Origin of the sequence: Citrobacter sp. Cpo015 (assembly GCF_030333035.1) — a bacterium.
GTDB lineage: Bacteria > Pseudomonadota > Gammaproteobacteria > Enterobacterales > Enterobacteriaceae > Citrobacter > Citrobacter portucalensis.
In genome coordinates this window covers 419062-436713 of record NZ_JAOWGS010000037.1, presented here as the reverse complement: position 1 = coordinate 436713, position 17652 = coordinate 419062, and the positions used below count along the sequence as shown (strand labels likewise).

Sequence of the window (17652 nt, the reverse complement as noted above, 5' to 3'; positions counted from 1 at the left end):
GCGAAGTTTGAATATTGTGGACTACTCTCCCCACGCGGGCCTGTTTATATACAAGCCCGCGTCCCACTTCATCGTTAATGTCAATATTAATAATTCATTAAATCCTTCTTCTAAAAGTAAATACATCTTAGCTCTCTACCCGGATTGTATAAAATAAGTAAATAAACAGCTTATTATGTTGCGTATTACAGCATTCACCACCCCACCCTAATTATAAATTAGGATTCCCCCTGGTATGCTTCATTAATATTTAATGGGAGACTGCCGTCGTCGTAAACATGACAGTCAAAAAGTTCGCATTCCTATAAATAAATTTAATGATGATAGTGAGTAAAAAATGAATAAACGTCTGCTAACCCTCCTGGTCCTTGGCCTGACAACTGCCACAACAGCATGTGCAATTACCCCGGCAATGCAGAAAAAGTATGAACGTTCAGGTTGTACGCAGATGAGTGAACTCAATGGCTGCGATGTGAATAAATCCTATCAGTGGAACCGCGATCATGGCTTTATTGAGAACAGCAACGGCCAGCAGAATCGTCATCATCATGGTGAAAAACAGCAAAATACCACTAACACGGATAACCACGATAATGCCGGTATTGATGGCAAATTCAGCGGAAATTACGTGGCCAAATTTGCCAATGGTCAACGCAGCGTTGATATTCACGTCGAAGATTCCGGCGTTTACGTCAATGGTAATGAAGTGCGTGACGTAAATACCTATAAGGATACGATGACCTTCCGTGTCGGCTATGCCACCTATACGATTAAAACAAATGGTCACGGTAGCTGGAATGACAGCGATGCAGGAAACACAGGCAAAATTGTGCGTGAATAACGGATAACGCTAAAGAGCGCTGCGATCACAGCGCTCTCAAAAGCGATGCATTACAGTATGCCGTTTTAATACGGGAGTCAGGCATGGCTTTAACCCTCACAGTGCTGCTTGAAAACCGACGCGCTGCTGGCGCAGAAATATCAATACTGGCCAAGCCTGGATTAAGTCTGTTAGTTCAGGATGAAACAACCACAATATTGTTTGATACCGGGCCGGATGGCAGCTTCATGCATAACGCTGCACAAATGGGCGTGGACCTGACCCAATTAACCGCCGTAGTGCTGTCGCACGGTCATTATGATCACTGCGGCGGCGTGCCGTGGCTTGCGGATAACAGCCGTATCATTTGCCATCCTCAACTGGCCTGCGAGCGTTACGCATCGATAACGGTTGCGGGAATACCACGAAAAATTAAAAAACTCTCGCGTGATAACAACTACTCTCGATTCATAATGGAATACACCCGCGAGCCGCTGGCTATCAGCGATCGTTTTTTGTGGTCCGGGGAAATCAGTGTCCCCACGCCACAGTCCTATGGCGTGATTAGCGAGAAAACACTCCAGCCAGATTACATCAGTGACGAAGGCGTATTGATCTATAAATCTGCACGCGGGTTAGTCATCATTACCGGTTGCGGGCATCGGGGAATAGAAAACATCGTACGCCATTGCCAGAAAATCACCGGGGTTAACAAAATTTATGCCCTGGTCGGTGGCTTTCATTTACGCGCCGCCTCCCCCGCTAAGCTATGGCGGACCCGACAATTTATTCAGCAACAGCAACCCGAAAAACTGCTCGGCTGTCATTGCACCGGTTCGTGGGGGCGATTGTGGCTACCGGGAACTGACGCCCCGGCAACGGGAGATGTGATAGTGCTGGCTGAGTAACAACAGTAAAACGTTGCCCAAACAGCAATAAAAAACGGGAGCCTTACGGCCCCCGTTTATCAGTCATCATTACATGGTGACAATTGCTGGCTCATCAAAGACGGTGAGTTTTGGCGCTTCACCGGTGTATTTTTCTGCGTATACCAGGCTGGTATTCCCGGCACAACCATTCGCCAGTCTTGAAGTCGGGATATCCGCCGTCAGCACGTTCGCGCCGCCATTTTTACAGATACCGTTTTCAATATCCGGCCATGCGCCTTCATGAATACAGATGATACCCGGTTTGATGCCGTCGCTGACGTGCGCCCCAACCAGAACCTGTCCACGAGCATTCCATACGCGGACCAGATCGCCCTCGGCAATCCCTCTGGCTTTTGCGTCATCCGGATGAATCGTCACCGGTTCACGATTGGCAATCGCGTACTCTTTACGTAGCGACGCGTAGTTCAGCTGGCTATGCAGACGATGTGCCGGGTGCGCCGTCAGTAGCTGCAGCTGATCTTTATCCGCAGTTCCTTTCCATTCATCCGGTTCAATCCAGGACGCATGCGGCGGACAGTCTTTATACTGATAGCCTTCAATCGTTTTCGAGTAGATTTCAATCTTGCCGCTCGGCGTTCCGAGTGCGTTCATCACCGGATCGCTGCGGAAATCCGCGTAGCGCACATATTTGTTATTCTTTTCATTCTCACGCATTTCGATCAGCTTATTCTGCTGCCAGAACGCGTTGAACTGAGGCATGGCAACACGCTGGGCGCGGGCGGCTTTTTGCGCGACGTCATAGAACTGCTTCAGCCACGCCATTTCGTCTTTGCCTTCGGTGTAGACAGCTTTCCCCCCCGGCTTAAGCATCTCAGCCAGATCGGCAAATACGTCAAAATCACTACGCGCTTCAAACTGCGGCTCAATGACCTGCTTCATCGGTACCAGATGCTGGTTACTGTAATCACCGGTCATGGTCAGATCGTTACGCTCAAACGAAGTGGTGATTGGCAGAACGATATCTGCGTGTTTGGCCGCAGCGGTCCAGTAGCATTCAGAGATGACAACCAGTTCAGGCTTCTGCCAGGCTTTGATTAAGCGGTTGGTATCCTGATGATGGGTAAAGTTAGCGCCGCCCGCCCACCAGATCATTTTGATATCCGGGAAGGTTTGCTCTTTACCGTTATGTTGATATTTGCCGCCTGGGTTTTCCAGCGCTTCGACAATTCGCGCTACCGGCAGGCTGGTCACCGCATCGGAAACCGCCCAGTCATTACCTGCCGATGACCCACCCTCAATTTTGGCGGAGATCGCCGGTAAAACCCCACCGATACGCGTTGGATTACCGCCGTTGGAATAGTGATAAGAGAACCCGAAGCCGCCGCCTTCGGTACCAATTTGCCCCAGCATCGCCGCCAGAGTCACCAGCATCCAGTGTTTTTGCTCACCGTATTGCTGGCGCTGAATCCCCCAACCTGCCATGAGCATGGTTTTGTTGCTGGAGAAAATTTCCGCCAGCTTTTCCAGTTGCTCAGCAGGCACGCCACACACGCCAGATGCCCATTCGGCGGTTTTCTCTACTTTATCGCTCTTGCCGAGCAGGTACTCTTCAAACTGCGGATATCCGGTAGTGTATTTTTCCAGGAAGGCTTTGTCGTGAAGGTTTTTCTTCACCAGCGTATGGGCGATCCCTAACATCATTGCCACGTCGGTCCCCATATGTGGCGCAATCCAGGTCGCATTATCACCAAAGAACTCGATGGTTTCAGAACGCATCGGATCGATGGCGATGACGCTTTTCCCTGATTTCTTCAGCAGATTAAAGTATTCGATCCCTTGTTCATCCGTGCTGCTCCAGGCAATCTTAAGGGTGTTGAGCGGGTTCATCCCCCACAGCACCACGACCTGACTGTGCTCAAGCACCATCGGCCAGGTGGTTTGCTGCTCATAAACCTCAACCGATCCCACAACGTATGGCATGATCACCTGCGCGGCACCGGTTGAATAATCTCCGGTATGCCCAGCGTAGCCACCGGCCATGCTCATATAGCGTTGCAGTAAGGTTTGCGCCTTATGCAGAACGCCGCTGGATCGCCAGCCATAAGAACCGGCAAATATCGAAGCGGGACCATAGCTGCTGCGGATCCGGCTGTGCTGTTCATGAATGAGCTTCAGCGCCTGTTCCCAGCTGACCCGCACAAAGGGATCGTTACCGCGTTTGCCATCCGCTTTACCCGGGTTTTCCAGATAGCTTTTGCGCACCATCGGATACTTCACGCGGATATTGGTATGAACCTGATCTGGCGCGGTTTGCTGTAATGAGTTCGGCACCGTTTTCGGCAACGCACCTTTTGAGGAAACCACTTTTCCATCTTTTACTTCCACGTATACCGCACCCCAACGTGCTGCCGTCAGGATTGCTCCGCCATTCTGGCCTTCGGCCCAGGCTGGCATTGGGATCACCGAAGAAATCGCCATTGTCCCGGTTGCCGCGCCAGCCGTCTTAATAAAGTCACGTCTTGTGAGTTTCATGATTTCTCCTGATTGATCGCTTATTTATTCATGTCTTTAGCGTTGTACTGGAAGTAACGGCTCAGGATATCCAGTTCGGTTTCACTGATATTGGTGCGGGCCCCCATCCCTTTGGCTACTGAAGGCCAGGCGTTAAGCGTGAAGTGATTCGCCGGAATTGGCGCATGACAGCCCGCGCAGTAAACATTGTCGAGTTTGCGCGCGTAATCCCACATAGGTTCACGGCTGGCGAGTGCGGAACCGCTCCATTCGCCCTGCAGCACGACATCTCGCCACGCATTGCCGTAGTCATCTTTTTTCCAGTCGGAGAGGATCTTCAGCGACTGTTGACCTTTTTCACTCAGGCTGGCAAGAATCAAACGCTGCCCTGCTGCGTAGTAAATAACCTGTTCACTTCCTTGCATCTGGCTACCGCGAATCTCGACCAGTCGCGCATTGTCCGTTGTTTTCAGGACCTGCATTTTGGTTGCCGGGTAAACAGTTCCCAGATCGCCAAGCGCGGTGTTGCTTACAGCATAAAGTTCAGTTGCTGAAGCTGGGGTGGAGGCTGACTGCGCTTCAAGTCCTTTAAGCGCACTGTCATCCATTTTTATTTCAGGTGGGAAATGGGCGACGCCTTTATGGCAATCAATACAGGTTTGCTTTTCCGCGATGCCCATTTTGTGCATCTTCTGAGCATCCGCGCTTTGTGCGGCAAGATCCATGGCGTCCATACTGTGGCAGCTACGGCAGGTCGCAGAATCATTAGCCTTGAGCTGTGCCCAAACGGTTTGCGCCATCTCCAGACGGTGTTCTTCAAATTTTTCCGGGGTATCGATTTTTTTGGTTATGAACTGATGATAAACATCTTTTGAGGCCCGCAGCTTAGCCACCAGAAAATCCAAACCGCCCTCCGGGATATGACAGTCCGCGCACTCTGCGCGAATACCTTTCTGATTCTGGAAGTGAACCGAGCCTGTATATTCTTCGTAGGGCGCCTGCATCGTATGGCAAGACAAACAGAATTCTGTACTCGAGGTTTTATGTAATGTCCATTGCCCTGCCAAAACAATAACTGCACCAAGAACAATGCACAGCAGCATCGTCCATAGGATAGTTTTATTTATTTTTCTCATCTTTTAATTCCATCAGACGAATACCCTTTTAGAGGTAGACAATAAATATCCTAAAGCAGCTATTTATTGATATTCATCAAGCGCGGAGAGAAATGAGAATCAGCAAATGGGTAAGTTTGAAGAGGCTCGCATAATTAGTGAGAACGAAATGTAATTATTGTTTTTTCTTTAAAAACAGATTTTTAAACCACTTGCCAAGTTTATACATCTGTAAAGTAAGATGATGTCAGAATAAAAAATTACGGAGTTCATAACGCTGTTGAAATTACCCCCTTAACGGCCATCGTTATATAATTAAATATACAATGAAAAATATAAAAAAGCACCCTTTTCTATTTCGAGATGGCAAGCATTAACGAGGGGACATCTCTTTTGGTTTTGCTGAGAAATACATTCAAGATAGGCTTACAGTACATACTGCTTCATGACGCGCACTGATGCACACATCCTTGATCTGGTCACTTATTATACAGAAACAACTTTCGCTACACTCAGGGTAGAGGTAAAACAAACAGGAGGTAGTGAATATGTATCGCTCAATTCTGGTGCCCATTGATATCTCTGAAGCCGATCTCACTCGTCATGTTGTGCCGCAGGTCCAGGCGCATGCCAAAACCGCGAAGGTCCACTTTTTAGCCGTTATTCCTACCGTTCCGTTCTATGCCTCGCTGGGACTGGCCTACTCTACCGAATTTCCGGACAGAAGTGGTCTGCAGGCTAAGGCCAGCGAAAAACTCGAAGAAATTATTAAGCAGTTCAATATTCCTGCCGGCAGGACTCAGACCCACGTCGTTTACGGCCCGCCGAAGGATCAGATCCTCAAGCTGGCGGAGGCGGTTGACGCCGAGCTTATCGTCATCGCCTCACACAAACCGGGGTTTAGCACTTATTTACTGGGTTCAACGGCGGCAGCCGTAGTCCGCCACGCGAAATGCCCGGTGCTGGTTGTGCGGTGATAGGGTTAAAACGGGAGCGAATATGCTCCCGTTTTTCTGTGGCTCAGGCTATCACTCAGTTCTGATGATCCAGCCTGACAAATGCCAGTAGCAGCTGGCTCAGCGCAGCGTAGAAACCAAAGTCATCATATCGGCGGCATTTAGCAGTGAACTCCGGTAACCAGCGTAACAGCCCCGCCAGCGTTTCTCTGCGCAACGCATCAATACGCTGACGGCTAACCCCTGGCTCACCAAGAGAAAAATGCAGATGGCTCAGCAGTTCGATAAAAATCGCCAGATGATCGGCTGATTCGCTAAACGTATCGCTTACCTGCATGCCCGCATCAGATAACAGTTGTTTAATGACCCCGTAGTTTGGCCCTTCTTCAAGATGAGCCGACGCATAGGGTAACGCGGCGTGTTTATCCGACATCAGGAACAGGCTGCAAAAATCAGCCGCCAGTTCCAGGGTAGCGTCTTCACGTACCTTGAGCGCGGCAATTTTCGCTTCCAGCAAAAGAACATCGGCCTCAAGCGACGGTTCACCTTTGAGCACGGTGAACCACTCCGTCATTTCGCTGGACTGCAATTGCGCTAATCCCTCACCGTCACGCTCCCGGGAAAACATTTGCGCCAACCATGCATAAACACAGGCCATCTGTTCTGTCGTCAGGGAGGTGTGTTTCATCATGACGTCACCTTCTCCGCCGGGACATATTCGCACTGCGCCACCATTTTTATCGGGCCGCTGAACGCCGTCACGTTATCCACCTTACCGGTATATTTCTCAATTTCCACCAGCGTAGTATGCGCACTGGTCGCCTGCGCCAGCTGAGACGTGCCGATATCTAGGGTTAACACGTTCGGATTACCGTATTTACACAGCGCTCCGCTTTCTCCACCGTTATCAGGATCGTACCAGGCACCTTCATGGATGCGCGCCACGCCCGGCGAGTAGAGATCGGAGACAACCGCGCCGGCCAGCACTTGTCCACGCGCATTAAATACACGAACTATATCGCCGTTGCGGATCCCCCTGGCGCTGGCATCCTGCGGGTTAATAAACACCGGCTCTTTGCCACCTACCGCGTAATGCTTACGCAGCGCTTCGGACTCGCAGAGCTGTGAATGCAGACGGAAATCCGGGTGGACGGATTGCAGATGCAGCGGCCAACGTTGCGATCCAGGCCCACCGTGTGAACGTTCGATTTTCTCAAACCACATTGGATGCCCCTGACAATCGTCATATTGCATATCGGCAATAGTTTTCGAATAGATCTCGATCAAACCGCTCGGCGTCCCCAGAGGCTCAAGGTCGGGATCTTCGCGGAAGGCCTGATGACGGACAAACATCTGCGGATGTTCGAATTCAACGTACTCTTGCTGATTCCAGAAAACGTCGAAAGCCGGAAGATGAACACCGCGTCCCTTCCCTTGCTGGCTTCCTTCCTGCCAGATGCGCTTCAACCAGCCCATCTCATCCAACCCTTCTGTGAACGCTTCTTCACGGTTAAAGCGGCGGCAAAGATCGCGGAAAATATCGAAATCATTACGCGCTTCAAACTGCGGCTGCACCAGCTGCTTCATAGCGATAATGCCGCGGTTGGAGTGGTTGCCATATTGGTCGAGATCGTTACGTTCAAACTGGGTCGTCGCCGGCAATACGATATCGGCGAATCGACAGGTCGAAGTCCACTGATTGTCGATGGCGATAACGGTTTCCAGCTTACGCCAGCCCTCAATAATACGGTTGATCTGCTGGTGACGATGGAAAGGGTTGGTCCCGGCAAAAACGCACATCTTCAACGGTGGCAGCTTGACGGTTTTACCGTTCCAGTTGATGCTCTTGCCCGGCTCCAGAATCGCATCGATAAAACGCGCGATCGGGATGGTACTGCTGTAGCCCTTATAATCGGTGCTGTCATGTACCGGTGGAACGGTGGTGGAACCAGAAAATCCGCTCAGGATAACGCCTTTACGCCCTGGGGTGCCCGCGCCGTTGTAGTGCCAGCCAAAGCCAAATCCCCCCCCGGGTAAGCCAATTTGCCCGAGCATTGAGGCCAGCACCACGATCATCCACGCCCACTGTTCCCCGTGCTGCATACGCTGCACGCACCAGCCAGCAATAATTTGCGTTCTGCCGCCCGCCATCTGCCGCGCAAGTTCACGGATTGTCTCAGCATCAATCCCGCAGATTTTTTCCGCCCACTGGGCATCTTTAGGCTGTCCGTCACTTTCTCCCAGCAGATAAGGCAGAAATTGCTCAAACCCAACGCAGTAGTTCTCGAGGAAATGCTTATCGTAGAGCTTCTCGGTATACAGCGTGTGTGCCAGCGCCAGCTGTAGCGGCACATCAGCCTGCGGATTCACGGCGATGTGCTTAACCTTGTCGCGGCCCAGGTAGTCGTGAGTCGAGGTAATGACCGGGTCAACGCTGATGACCGAAATCTCGCCCCGCGCCACTTTATCCTTCAGTTGCTCGTAGTATTCGTAGACATCATGATCTGGACACCACCAGTTCGCCTGCTGGTTTTTGATGAGGTCAGAACCCCACAGCACAATGGTTTTGCTGTTTTCGAGTACCAGTGGCCAGGAAGTCTGCTGCTCATATACCTCCATTGACCCGACTACGCGCGGCAGGATCACCTGAGCGGCACCGGTGGAATAGTCGCCCCCCGTACTCACGCTGTTGCCATGCAGCGCAATGGCACGTGCCAGCATCCCGGAAGCATTGTGGAACATCCCGGTCGATTGCCAGCCGCTGGCCGTTAGCAGCGCGCTCGGACCATAAGTATTCTGAATGCGTTCCAGCTCCTGATAGAAGAAATCCAGCGCTTCATCCCACGAAACGCGCACAAAGCGGTTATCTCCACGTTGCGAGGTATCGCTCTGATGGCGTTTACGCAACCAGTCCACGCGGACCATCGGGTAGCGAATACGCGCTCCACCATGTACGTGATCCGGGAGTCCGGCGATCATTTTTGACGGGTATTTATCGCGCTCGAACGGCCTGGCTTCAATGAAACGACCGTCAACCACGGTGGCACGAATGGCCCCCCAGTGAGAACCGGTCAGAATCCCCTCTTTGACGCCTGCCCCCTGCACCTCTGCGGCATTAGCGTTACGCGGCGTGAGCAGCGAAGGCCCTAACATACCAGCTACGGTCAAGCCGCCCAGTTGCAGCAAAAAACGTCGGCGCGATGCCTGAAAGAGATCGTTATTTTTCATTGCTTTCTCCCTTATCGCCATGCGGCTTATCCGTAGTGTCAGAGGCATTCATTTGCAGATATTTCAGCAAGGTACGTTCTTCACGTTTATCCAGACTGGTAAATCCAATCATGCCGTTCAACGTGCCAATCCAACCGTTAGCATCAAAGTGTTCTTTCTCTGGTGCACCGTGGCATTGGTTACAGGTTCCGTTATAGAGCGAGTCGGCATAAGCCCAGATAGGTTTGATATCGTTGACCATATCGCCCTTCTGCATCCAGGCAGTGGCCTGCAATTTACTCCATGGCGTATTCGTTTCCGCAACGGTGGTTTGCTCCAGCGTCTTCACGTGCTGCTGGATGTCGCCACGAATGGAAGCCACAAAAATGCGCTTGCCAGGCAGTTGCGCCAACACGCGCTGACGCCCATTACTCTCGGTCCAGCCCACAATTTCAATTTGCAGCCAGTCACCGTCACGCTTTAACACTTTCACTTCAGAAGCGGGCAGCAGTGAGCCTGCAGGTTCTTTATCACCTTTGGCGGCATAAATAGGTTTGATGTCCAGAGAGTAGAGCGTCTCGCCATCGTCGTTCGCCCTGGCGCGTAACTCATCAAACTGCTTGCGGAAACCGCTGCTCATATCGGGAAGCTGGTGCGCAATACCTTTATGGCAGTCGATACAGGATTGGTTGTCCTTGGCCGCAATCTTCATCTGGCGCGCAGCTTCAGGATGTTGTTTCGCGTGGTCCATCGCATCATAGTCATGACAAGAACGACAGGTCGCGGAGTTGTTTTCCTTCATTCGCGCCCATTCGCGCTCCGCCAGCTCAGCGCGTTTGGCTTCGAATTTCTCTGGAGTATCAATAGAGTGGGCAACAAAGGTTTGGTAAATATCGTTGCTGGCCTCCAGCTTACGTTTCACCATGCCTGGAATATCGGATGGAATGTGGCAGTCATGGCATTCTGCGCGCACCCCGGAGGCATTCTGAAAATGCGCAGACTGTTTATATTCTTCGTAAACCGGCTGCATACTGTGGCAGCTCACGCAAAACTCGGTAGAACTCGTTAATTTAATACCAACGTGCGGCAAGACGATCAGCGCAATACCGACCACAATCCCGATAACGACCAGCGCCAACACTGACCAACGTGCGCTCGGTCTGAGCAGCGCCCTCCATAGTTTCCGCATAATAGCCCCTGTAATCTTATGGTTTAGTTACAGAGGATCTTATTTCTCAAATGTGAACAGCAACACTGGTCAGGATGAATGGCTTACGGCACAATGTGAACAGATATGAACAGAAAGAGAACACCATCAGGATGCCGCATCACATTGTCATTGTTGAAGATGAACCCGTTACCCAGGCGAGGTTACAGGCATATTTTGAACTGGAAGGTTATCATGTCTCTGTCACCGCCAGCGGAGCTGGTCTGCGTGAAATCATGTCACAATATCCTGTCGATCTCATTCTGTTGGATATCAACCTCCCGGACGAAAATGGCTTAATGCTGACCCGCGCCCTGCGCGAACGCTCAACGGTGGGGATCATTCTGGTGACAGGCCGTAGCGATCAAATTGACCGGATCGTTGGCCTGGAAATGGGCGCTGATGATTATGTCACCAAGCCGCTGGAGCTACGTGAACTGGTGGTTCGGGTTAAAAATTTGCTCTGGCGTATCGATCTTGCCCGCCAGGCACAGCCGGAGACCAAAGATAACTGCTATCAGTTTGCCGGATACTGCCTGAATGTCTCCCGGCATACCCTGGAGCTGGGCGATGAGACGATCAAACTCACCCGCGCCGAGTATGAAATGCTGGTCGCCTTTGTCACCAATCCGGGAGAAATTCTCAGCCGCGAACGTTTACTGCGTATGCTTTCGGCACGACGGGTAGACAATCCAGACTTACGCACCGTAGATGTACTGATCCGCCGTTTGCGCCACAAGCTACGGGCTGATTTACTGGTGACACAGCACGGCGAAGGTTATTTTTTAGCGGCCGACGTGTACTGATACAGATAAACCGGACGGAACCCGCCAGGAGACAGCGAGCGTTGAACATGCTGGCTGTCGGCATTTTTCGGGGTGAGCACCAGGATCGGCGGACTGATATTTTCCGGTACCGGTTGCCCTTGTAGCACCCTGATCGCCTGTTGAATCGCCAGTTCACCTTGCCAGACCATCTGATCGCTGGCAGCCATAATGATTCTTTCGCGTTTAAGTCCGCGATACACCTGATGCGACAGGTAAAAAGAGACCACGGTTAGCGGCGTCCCCGGATTCCGTTTCTCTCCCATCGCCGCTTCCGCAGCAATTGCCGTACCGGCAACCACATCGACATCCGGGTGACGCTCAAGCATCTCCTGCAACAGGTTGCGCTGAACTTCAATATCATTATCCCCCAACGCCACATCCACGATGTTCACCTGACTACCGGCAATCGCCTGACGGAATCCTGCCACCATTTCGCGGCTGCCTCCGGCGTCATCAGGTCCTGGCAATAGCAGAACCTTTAACGGTTTGCCGCCGCTCCACTTGACCAGATAGCGGCCCGGCTGATACCCCATCTGGAACCACGGAACACCGACCCGTGCTTTCACCGTCGGATCGTCTATCGCATTCACTACCTCAATGACCGGCAACGCGCCTACCTGCGCGGAAAGATCCGGGAAAGTCGTCGTGCTGCTACCCAGCAATATGGCATCTGCTCCCCATTGCTGGCACTGGGCGATTTGTGTTTTTTGCGTGGAGAACTGACGATACCCTCCCGCCTCTAACACCTTCAGACTTACTCCGTATTTTCTAGCCGCCTCAAGCATGCCGTAATTCACGGAAAGCCAATATGAGTCTTTCAGGCTGGGATACAGCGCGCACAGTTTCCAGACTTTGTTTGCAGTAACGTCCGATTGCAGTTCCGGGACTGCCTGCTGCGTATCCTGCCAGCGCAGCAATGCGGCCCCAGCCGCATGACTCAAACCGGGAAAAAGCGTGATTAACAGGAAAACCAATACGCGCATGATAGCCTCAACATTGATAAGGCTTTATCCTAGTTGCTTTCCTCTTTTGGACTCAACCTTTTTAATCTGTGGCGACCAGACAGTGAATTTATCTCTGACCAAACGACTGTGGATAGGCTTTGCGCTGATGGCGGCACTGACTCTCATCAGTACGCTGACAGGCTGGTATAACCTGCGTTTTGTCAGCCAGGTTGAGCAGGCCAATACCCAGGCGCTAATTCCAACCATGGATATGGCACGCCAGCTCAGCGAAGCCAGCGCCTGGGAACTGTTTTCCGCACAAAATCTGACCACCGCAGACAATGAAAATATGTGGCTGGCTCAGGGGAGAATGTTAACCGCCCAGAGTCTGAAAATAACCACATTACTCAAAACCCTTCGTGAGCAGGGCTTTGATACTTCTGCCATTGAACAGCAGGAGAAAGAAATCGCCCGATCGTTAAGCCACCAGGGGGAGATGGTTGGCGAACGCCTGAAATTACGCGCTCAACAGCAACAACTCAGCCAGCAAATTATTGAGGCCACCGCTGACGTTGCCGAAATGGCACGCGGTCAGGCCAGTAATGCCGCCACGTCGGCGGGAGCGACACAGGCCAGCATTTACGATTTGATTGAGAGCCATCAGGGGCAGGCCGCTGAACACGCGCTGGACAGGCTCATCGATATCGATCTGGAATATTATAACCAGATGAATGAACTGCGCCTGAGTGCGCTACGCGTGCAGCAAATGGTGATGAATCTGGGGAATAACCAGGCGCAGAATAACCTGGCTGCGCTGGAAAACCAGTTGAATGCCGCCGTCAGAGTACTTCAGCGCCGACAAATACGTATTGAAGATCCCGTGGTGCGCACTCAGGTGGCCAACACCGTCAATACGATTAGCCGTTATGTTGAGCTGCTGTCCCTGTATCGCCAGGATAATGACATCACGACCCAATTACAGATCTTATCGCAGAATAATATCGAGCAATTTACCCGTTTCAGTAGCGAAGTCAGCCAGTTGGTGGAAACCATCGGCCAGCGTAATCAAAGTGGACTGGCGCATCTCAAACAGACCAGCCAGCGCGGGCAACACTTGCTGCTGCTGTTAGGTGGCGTGTCATTATGTTTGCTGATTCTTATACTTTGGCGTGTGGTTTATCGCTCAGTCACTCGACCACTGGCACAGCAAACCCAGGCGTTACAGCGTCTGCTTGAGGGGGATATTGACTCCCCATTCCCGGAAACCGCAGGCGTTCGTGAACTGGATACCATCGGGCGGTTGATGGATGCCTTTCGCGGCAGTGTTCACGCCCTCAATAGCCATCGCGAACATCTGGCTGCACAGGTTAAAGCTCGCACCGCCGAGCTGCGTTCTATGGTATCTGAACACCGACAGGCCCGTGCAGAAGCTGAAAAAGCTAACCAGGCAAAATCGGCGTTTCTTGCCGCCATGAGCCATGAAATACGCACCCCGCTGTATGGTATCCTCGGCACTGCGCAGTTGCTCTCAGACAATCCCGCCCTGGCACAGCATCGGGAAAATCTACGCGCAATCACCGACTCGGGCGAGTCTTTGCTGACCATCCTCAACGATATCCTGGACTATTCCGCCATCGAAGCCGGTGGAAAAAATGTGGCGATAGGCGATGAGCCTTTTGAACCCAAACCCTTGCTGGAAAGTACGCTTCAACTCATGAACAGCCGTGTTGCTGGTCGCCCTGTCGTGCTGGTTGCGGATTTTGCCGATGACGTTCCCGCTTCCCTGCGTGGCGATCCGCGCCGCATCCGGCAAATCATTACTAATTTATTAAACAACGCACTACGCTTTACCGATCGGGGACACATCATCCTGCGTAGCCGATGTGAGGGCAAAAACTGGTACATCGAGGTTGAAGATACGGGATGTGGAATTGACCCTGCCCGCCAGCACGATATTTTTCAGCCGTTTGTTCAGGTAAGCAGTAAACGAGGTGGAACCGGACTCGGACTAACCATCAGCGCCAGTCTCGCCCAGGCAATGCAGGGAGAGCTGAGCGTCACCAGCACGCCCGGCGTCGGGAGTTGTTTCCAGCTGCGTCTGCCATTGCGGGCAACCACGATGCCCATCATGAAACCCGCACAACGCTCCATATCGTTACAGGGCTTACGCTTATTGCTTATCGAGGATAATCCTCTTACACAACGTATCAGTACTGAAATGCTCATCCTCAATGGCGCACAGGTTACTGCTGCCAGCAGCGCCGCTGAGGCGCTAAAAATATTGCAGGAAGATACTCGCTACGATGCTGCTCTGGTTGATTTCGATCTTCCTGATATCGACGGGATCACGCTGGCACAGCAGTTAGCCCACGACTATCCGGCACTTAGCCTGATCGGCTTTAGCGCGCACGTCATCGACGAAACGCTAAGCCAAAGAACCAGCACCCTGTTCCTCGGCATTATTCAAAAACCAGTCCCCCGGGATGAACTCAGTCGACTTATTACGCATTATCTGCACGGTAGTGCGACTCTCCCGCTTGCATCAGAAAATGACAACAAACGGTTAGATTTTCATCAGTTGTCTGGAGATATCCAGGTTATGGGATGGCAAAAGGTGCGCGAATGGTTAGCGCTCTTTAAGCAACACACTCTTCCTGTATTAGATGAGATTGACGCTGCCCGCGCAGCACATGACGACGAGCAGATAAAACGTCTGATGCATCAGCTAAAAAGCAGCTGCGCCAGCATGGGAATGCGCTCAGCCAGCACGATGTGTGCAGCACTTGAACAGCAGCCGTTGGGTGATTTTTCACTCAGAGAGGAGATCCAACAAAGTCTTTATGAGGTAGAACGTTGGCTGGAAAAAGAAAAACCGTCCCGCGCGTAACGGTACGTTGAAGCTGAGCATAGAGACTGACTTTGAATGGTACGCCCTGTAGGATTCGAACCTACGACCTACGGCTTAGAAGGCCGTTGCTCTATCCAACTGAGCTAAGGGCGCATTGCGAAGTGATTACTTCATGCAGATGAAACGCGTGAATTATACGGTCAGCGCCTGCTGAGTCAATGCCTTTTGTTTCAGTTGCTGGCGAAGTGAACGAATGTTGATTTTTTCTGCTTGTTCAAGGGTATCCAGGAAATCGCCTGGTAACAACTCAGCCCACGAAACGCCAGATTTAGGGATACATGTATTTAGAATATTTATGATTTTGCTTAACATTCCCTTACCCCTCCAGCGGTTCAGGAACTCTTTAATGTTAAGTATCGCCATCAAGGAAGAAAACAGTCACTTCGAACATGGACTTAAAATTATCATCTCCCATTTGGCAAATCAGTGGCATCAGGAGATTTGCTTTTTGCCTGTCGAGGATATCGATCGCGCTGACATCGCGTTTATTTCCCTGGATGAAGATTGGCTCAGCGCCGATTGCTATCAGATTCCGGTCCATACCCGCCGCCAACACCGGGTAGTCATCTGCAACAGAAACGATAAAGATAAGCTGATGTTCCGGCCCTGCCTGTACATGTTGCCACTGATCTATCGGGAAGATGACGTTGAGGAAATGACTAAAAAATTAGTCCTCATCCTGCAAAAACGCGCGCTGCGCAACAACGTGCCCGCAACTATCTGCCATTACTGCACCACTCGCAACTTTTCTATCGAAGAACGTCAGTTCTTAATGTTTCTCGCCAGCGGCTATACCTTAGCCGAAACAGCTCACTTGCTCTCGGTAAGCGAAATTCAGGCCAAAGCCACCCGTCGCAGCATTATGAAAAAGCTGCATGTGAAAAACGATCAGCAATTCTTAAGATACATCCGGGCGCATCTGAACTTTCTACAAAATTAGGTGGCATCTCTCTGCCTGATTTTTTATTGAGAAAAATCTCATCACCAATTAAGTATCGGCACCTACTGTACCTATCTCCATGCTGCCAGAATAATCCTGGCTTACTATTTCCGGGGTAACAGAAAGACACACCCGGTAATATTTTATCTAATCCCATAGAGAGGTTGAACTGGATAAAACGACTTTTTGGGCATTGAGTAAGACATCAGAAAACTTCCGGCAGATTATTCTGATGGGATACGCAATTGCCAGTCTGATGATTGCTGAAGCATTGAAACCCAACAGCACAAGGAAACTCGCCTTTACGCTGGAGAAAATTTGGGTCAGGGATGTTTATAGTCGGCAATTTATCCAGACCTGCCGCAACAGAAATGGAATGGAAAAGGATGCACAGCGCAAAACGCCGGGATCGACATCGCCGTATACGAAACACTAACTGTACCTGGCAATATCCTCACTACACATCACAGGTATTTGACCAACTTGAGTATCTGACGCAAAAACTCGAATACACATTACCGAGTGACACTATATCTCAGGCGATTATTACGACAGATTACTATCTGGCCTATGCGCTGGGTCGACATTTATTTTCAGGAGCACGTACCGCAATCTTCCAGACCATTGAATCGGCCAAAGCCAGCCTGCGAGAGTCGGTAATTAGTCAGTTAGTGGTTGATATGGAAGGTTTAACAATCTCTTATTTTGATGTTCTGGAGTATCTGCGTCAGCTAATTAAACCGCGGAATAACATCCAAATCTTCATATTGCTTTCCCGCCACGATGAAGACCTAATCCCTTTTATTTCTCTGTCCGGTCCATTTTATATCTTGTCACATAGCCTGCGCCTCCCGGAGATGCGCCGCGCTTTATTGTCGCCAGTCCTTAACTATATTCACTCCAGGCACATAAACCAGCTCGATTGGGCGATGGTGGAATTACTTTTACAAGGTAACTCCTTAAAAGAGATTGCTTTGTTACAAGCTCGCCCCTACCACCGTATCATCTATCGCCTGAACCAGCTGATTGCGCGTCTGGGCTTAGCAAACCGGCAGCGTTTTTTGCACCTGATACATCGCCTCAGCGTTACCTCTGCTCATTTAATTTAACACCCTAACCCTATGTGCCATAAGATTTTTTAGGAAATTACTTATTTTTATATGAGATAAAAGATCTAAATTTCACAACTATTTAATATTTACAACTATTCCTGGTATTATGCTATCTTCCACCACCCCAGTAAACCATACTGATTCTGTGCATACCAGCACAAATAGCGTCATTCCCACCTTAACAAATCCTAAACAATTAGTTTATTGTATTGTTT

General features: G+C 50.8%; 14 protein-coding genes and 1 tRNA gene. 7 read left to right on the top strand and 8 right to left on the bottom strand.

Features of this window, described 5'->3' with window-relative positions; all coding sequences use genetic code 11:
• Positions 1-337: 337 nt before the first annotated feature.
• Both OGY67_RS17810 and OGY67_RS17805 read left to right on the top strand, forming a co-directional pair.
• Complete coding sequence (locus OGY67_RS17810; protein ID WP_286574327.1) at positions 338-841, top strand: hypothetical protein; 504 nt, start codon at positions 338-340, stop codon at positions 839-841.
• A gap of 83 nt (positions 842-924) precedes the next feature.
• The gene (locus OGY67_RS17805) at positions 925-1728 is read left to right on the top strand and encodes an MBL fold metallo-hydrolase (protein WP_235124864.1); all 804 of its coding nucleotides are present in this window, start codon (positions 925-927) and stop codon (positions 1726-1728) included.
• A 69-nt stretch (positions 1729-1797) separates the two neighbouring features.
• Here OGY67_RS17805 and OGY67_RS17800 read toward each other — a convergent pair whose 3' ends face one another.
• Positions 1798-4242, bottom strand: coding sequence for a trimethylamine-N-oxide reductase 2 (locus OGY67_RS17800; protein ID WP_032942601.1), 2445 nt, complete (start codon positions 4240-4242; stop codon positions 1798-1800).
• 20 nt (positions 4243-4262) lie between these two features.
• On the bottom strand, positions 4263-5357 hold the full coding sequence (locus OGY67_RS17795) for a NapC/NirT family cytochrome c (protein ID WP_048235934.1): 1095 nt from the start codon (positions 5355-5357) through the stop codon (positions 4263-4265).
• A 527-nt stretch (positions 5358-5884) separates the two neighbouring features.
• Between OGY67_RS17795 and uspF the strand changes: the two genes are divergently transcribed.
• Positions 5885-6313 carry a universal stress protein UspF gene (uspF, locus tag OGY67_RS17790; protein ID WP_003831130.1) on the top strand — a complete coding sequence of 143 codons (429 nt, stop codon included), beginning with the start codon at positions 5885-5887 and terminating at the stop codon, positions 6311-6313.
• A gap of 55 nt (positions 6314-6368) precedes the next feature.
• Here uspF and torD read toward each other — a convergent pair whose 3' ends face one another.
• The 3 genes from torD to torC are packed head-to-tail and all read right to left on the bottom strand — an operon-like array spanning position 6369 to position 10688.
• Positions 6369-6983, bottom strand: coding sequence for a molecular chaperone TorD (gene torD / locus OGY67_RS17785; RefSeq protein ID WP_111465964.1), 615 nt, complete (start codon positions 6981-6983; stop codon positions 6369-6371).
• Positions 6980-9520 carry a trimethylamine-N-oxide reductase TorA gene (gene torA, locus OGY67_RS17780; protein ID WP_286574326.1) on the bottom strand — a complete coding sequence of 847 codons (2541 nt, stop codon included), beginning with the start codon at positions 9518-9520 and terminating at the stop codon, positions 6980-6982. Before torA ends, torD begins: the two co-directional genes overlap by 4 nt.
• A complete protein-coding gene (gene torC, locus OGY67_RS17775; RefSeq protein ID WP_003831126.1) occupies positions 9510-10688 on the bottom strand; it encodes a pentaheme c-type cytochrome TorC in 1179 nt (392 codons plus the stop codon). Before torC ends, torA begins: the two co-directional genes overlap by 11 nt.
• Positions 10689-10819: 131 nt before the next feature.
• Here torC and torR point away from each other — a divergent pair, with 131 nt between their 5' ends.
• Positions 10820-11512 (top strand): two-component system response regulator TorR, encoded by a 693-nt coding sequence (torR, locus tag OGY67_RS17770; protein ID WP_286574468.1) that lies wholly within the window; start codon positions 10820-10822, stop codon positions 11510-11512.
• Here the strand turns inward: torR and torT are convergent.
• A complete protein-coding gene (gene torT / locus OGY67_RS17765; protein ID WP_032942593.1) occupies positions 11485-12516 on the bottom strand; it encodes a TMAO reductase system periplasmic protein TorT in 1032 nt (343 codons plus the stop codon). The two genes, torR and torT, sit on opposite strands and share 28 nt — an antisense overlap.
• An 82-nt stretch (positions 12517-12598) precedes the next feature.
• Here torT and torS point away from each other — a divergent pair, with 82 nt between their 5' ends.
• Positions 12599-15364, top strand: a complete 2766-nt coding sequence (gene torS, locus OGY67_RS17760; RefSeq protein ID WP_234692877.1) for a TMAO reductase system sensor histidine kinase/response regulator TorS — start codon at positions 12599-12601, stop codon at positions 15362-15364.
• Between the two features lie 37 nt (positions 15365-15401).
• Here torS and OGY67_RS17755 read toward each other — a convergent pair.
• A tRNA-Arg gene (locus OGY67_RS17755) sits at positions 15402-15478 on the bottom strand.
• 39 nt (positions 15479-15517) lie between these two features.
• The gene (locus OGY67_RS17750) at positions 15518-15697 is read right to left on the bottom strand and encodes a hypothetical protein (protein WP_003831122.1); all 180 of its coding nucleotides are present in this window, start codon (positions 15695-15697) and stop codon (positions 15518-15520) included.
• A 34-nt stretch (positions 15698-15731) separates the two neighbouring features.
• Here OGY67_RS17750 and fimW point away from each other — a divergent pair, with 34 nt between their 5' ends.
• Entirely contained in the window at positions 15732-16325 is a 594-nt protein-coding gene (fimW, locus tag OGY67_RS17745) for a fimbria biosynthesis transcriptional regulator FimW (protein ID WP_008784010.1), read from the top strand.
• A gap of 386 nt (positions 16326-16711) precedes the next feature.
• Entirely contained in the window at positions 16712-17434 is a 723-nt protein-coding gene (gene fimY / locus OGY67_RS17740; RefSeq protein ID WP_286574325.1) for a fimbria biosynthesis regulator FimY, read from the top strand.
• Positions 17435-17652 lie beyond the last annotated feature (218 nt).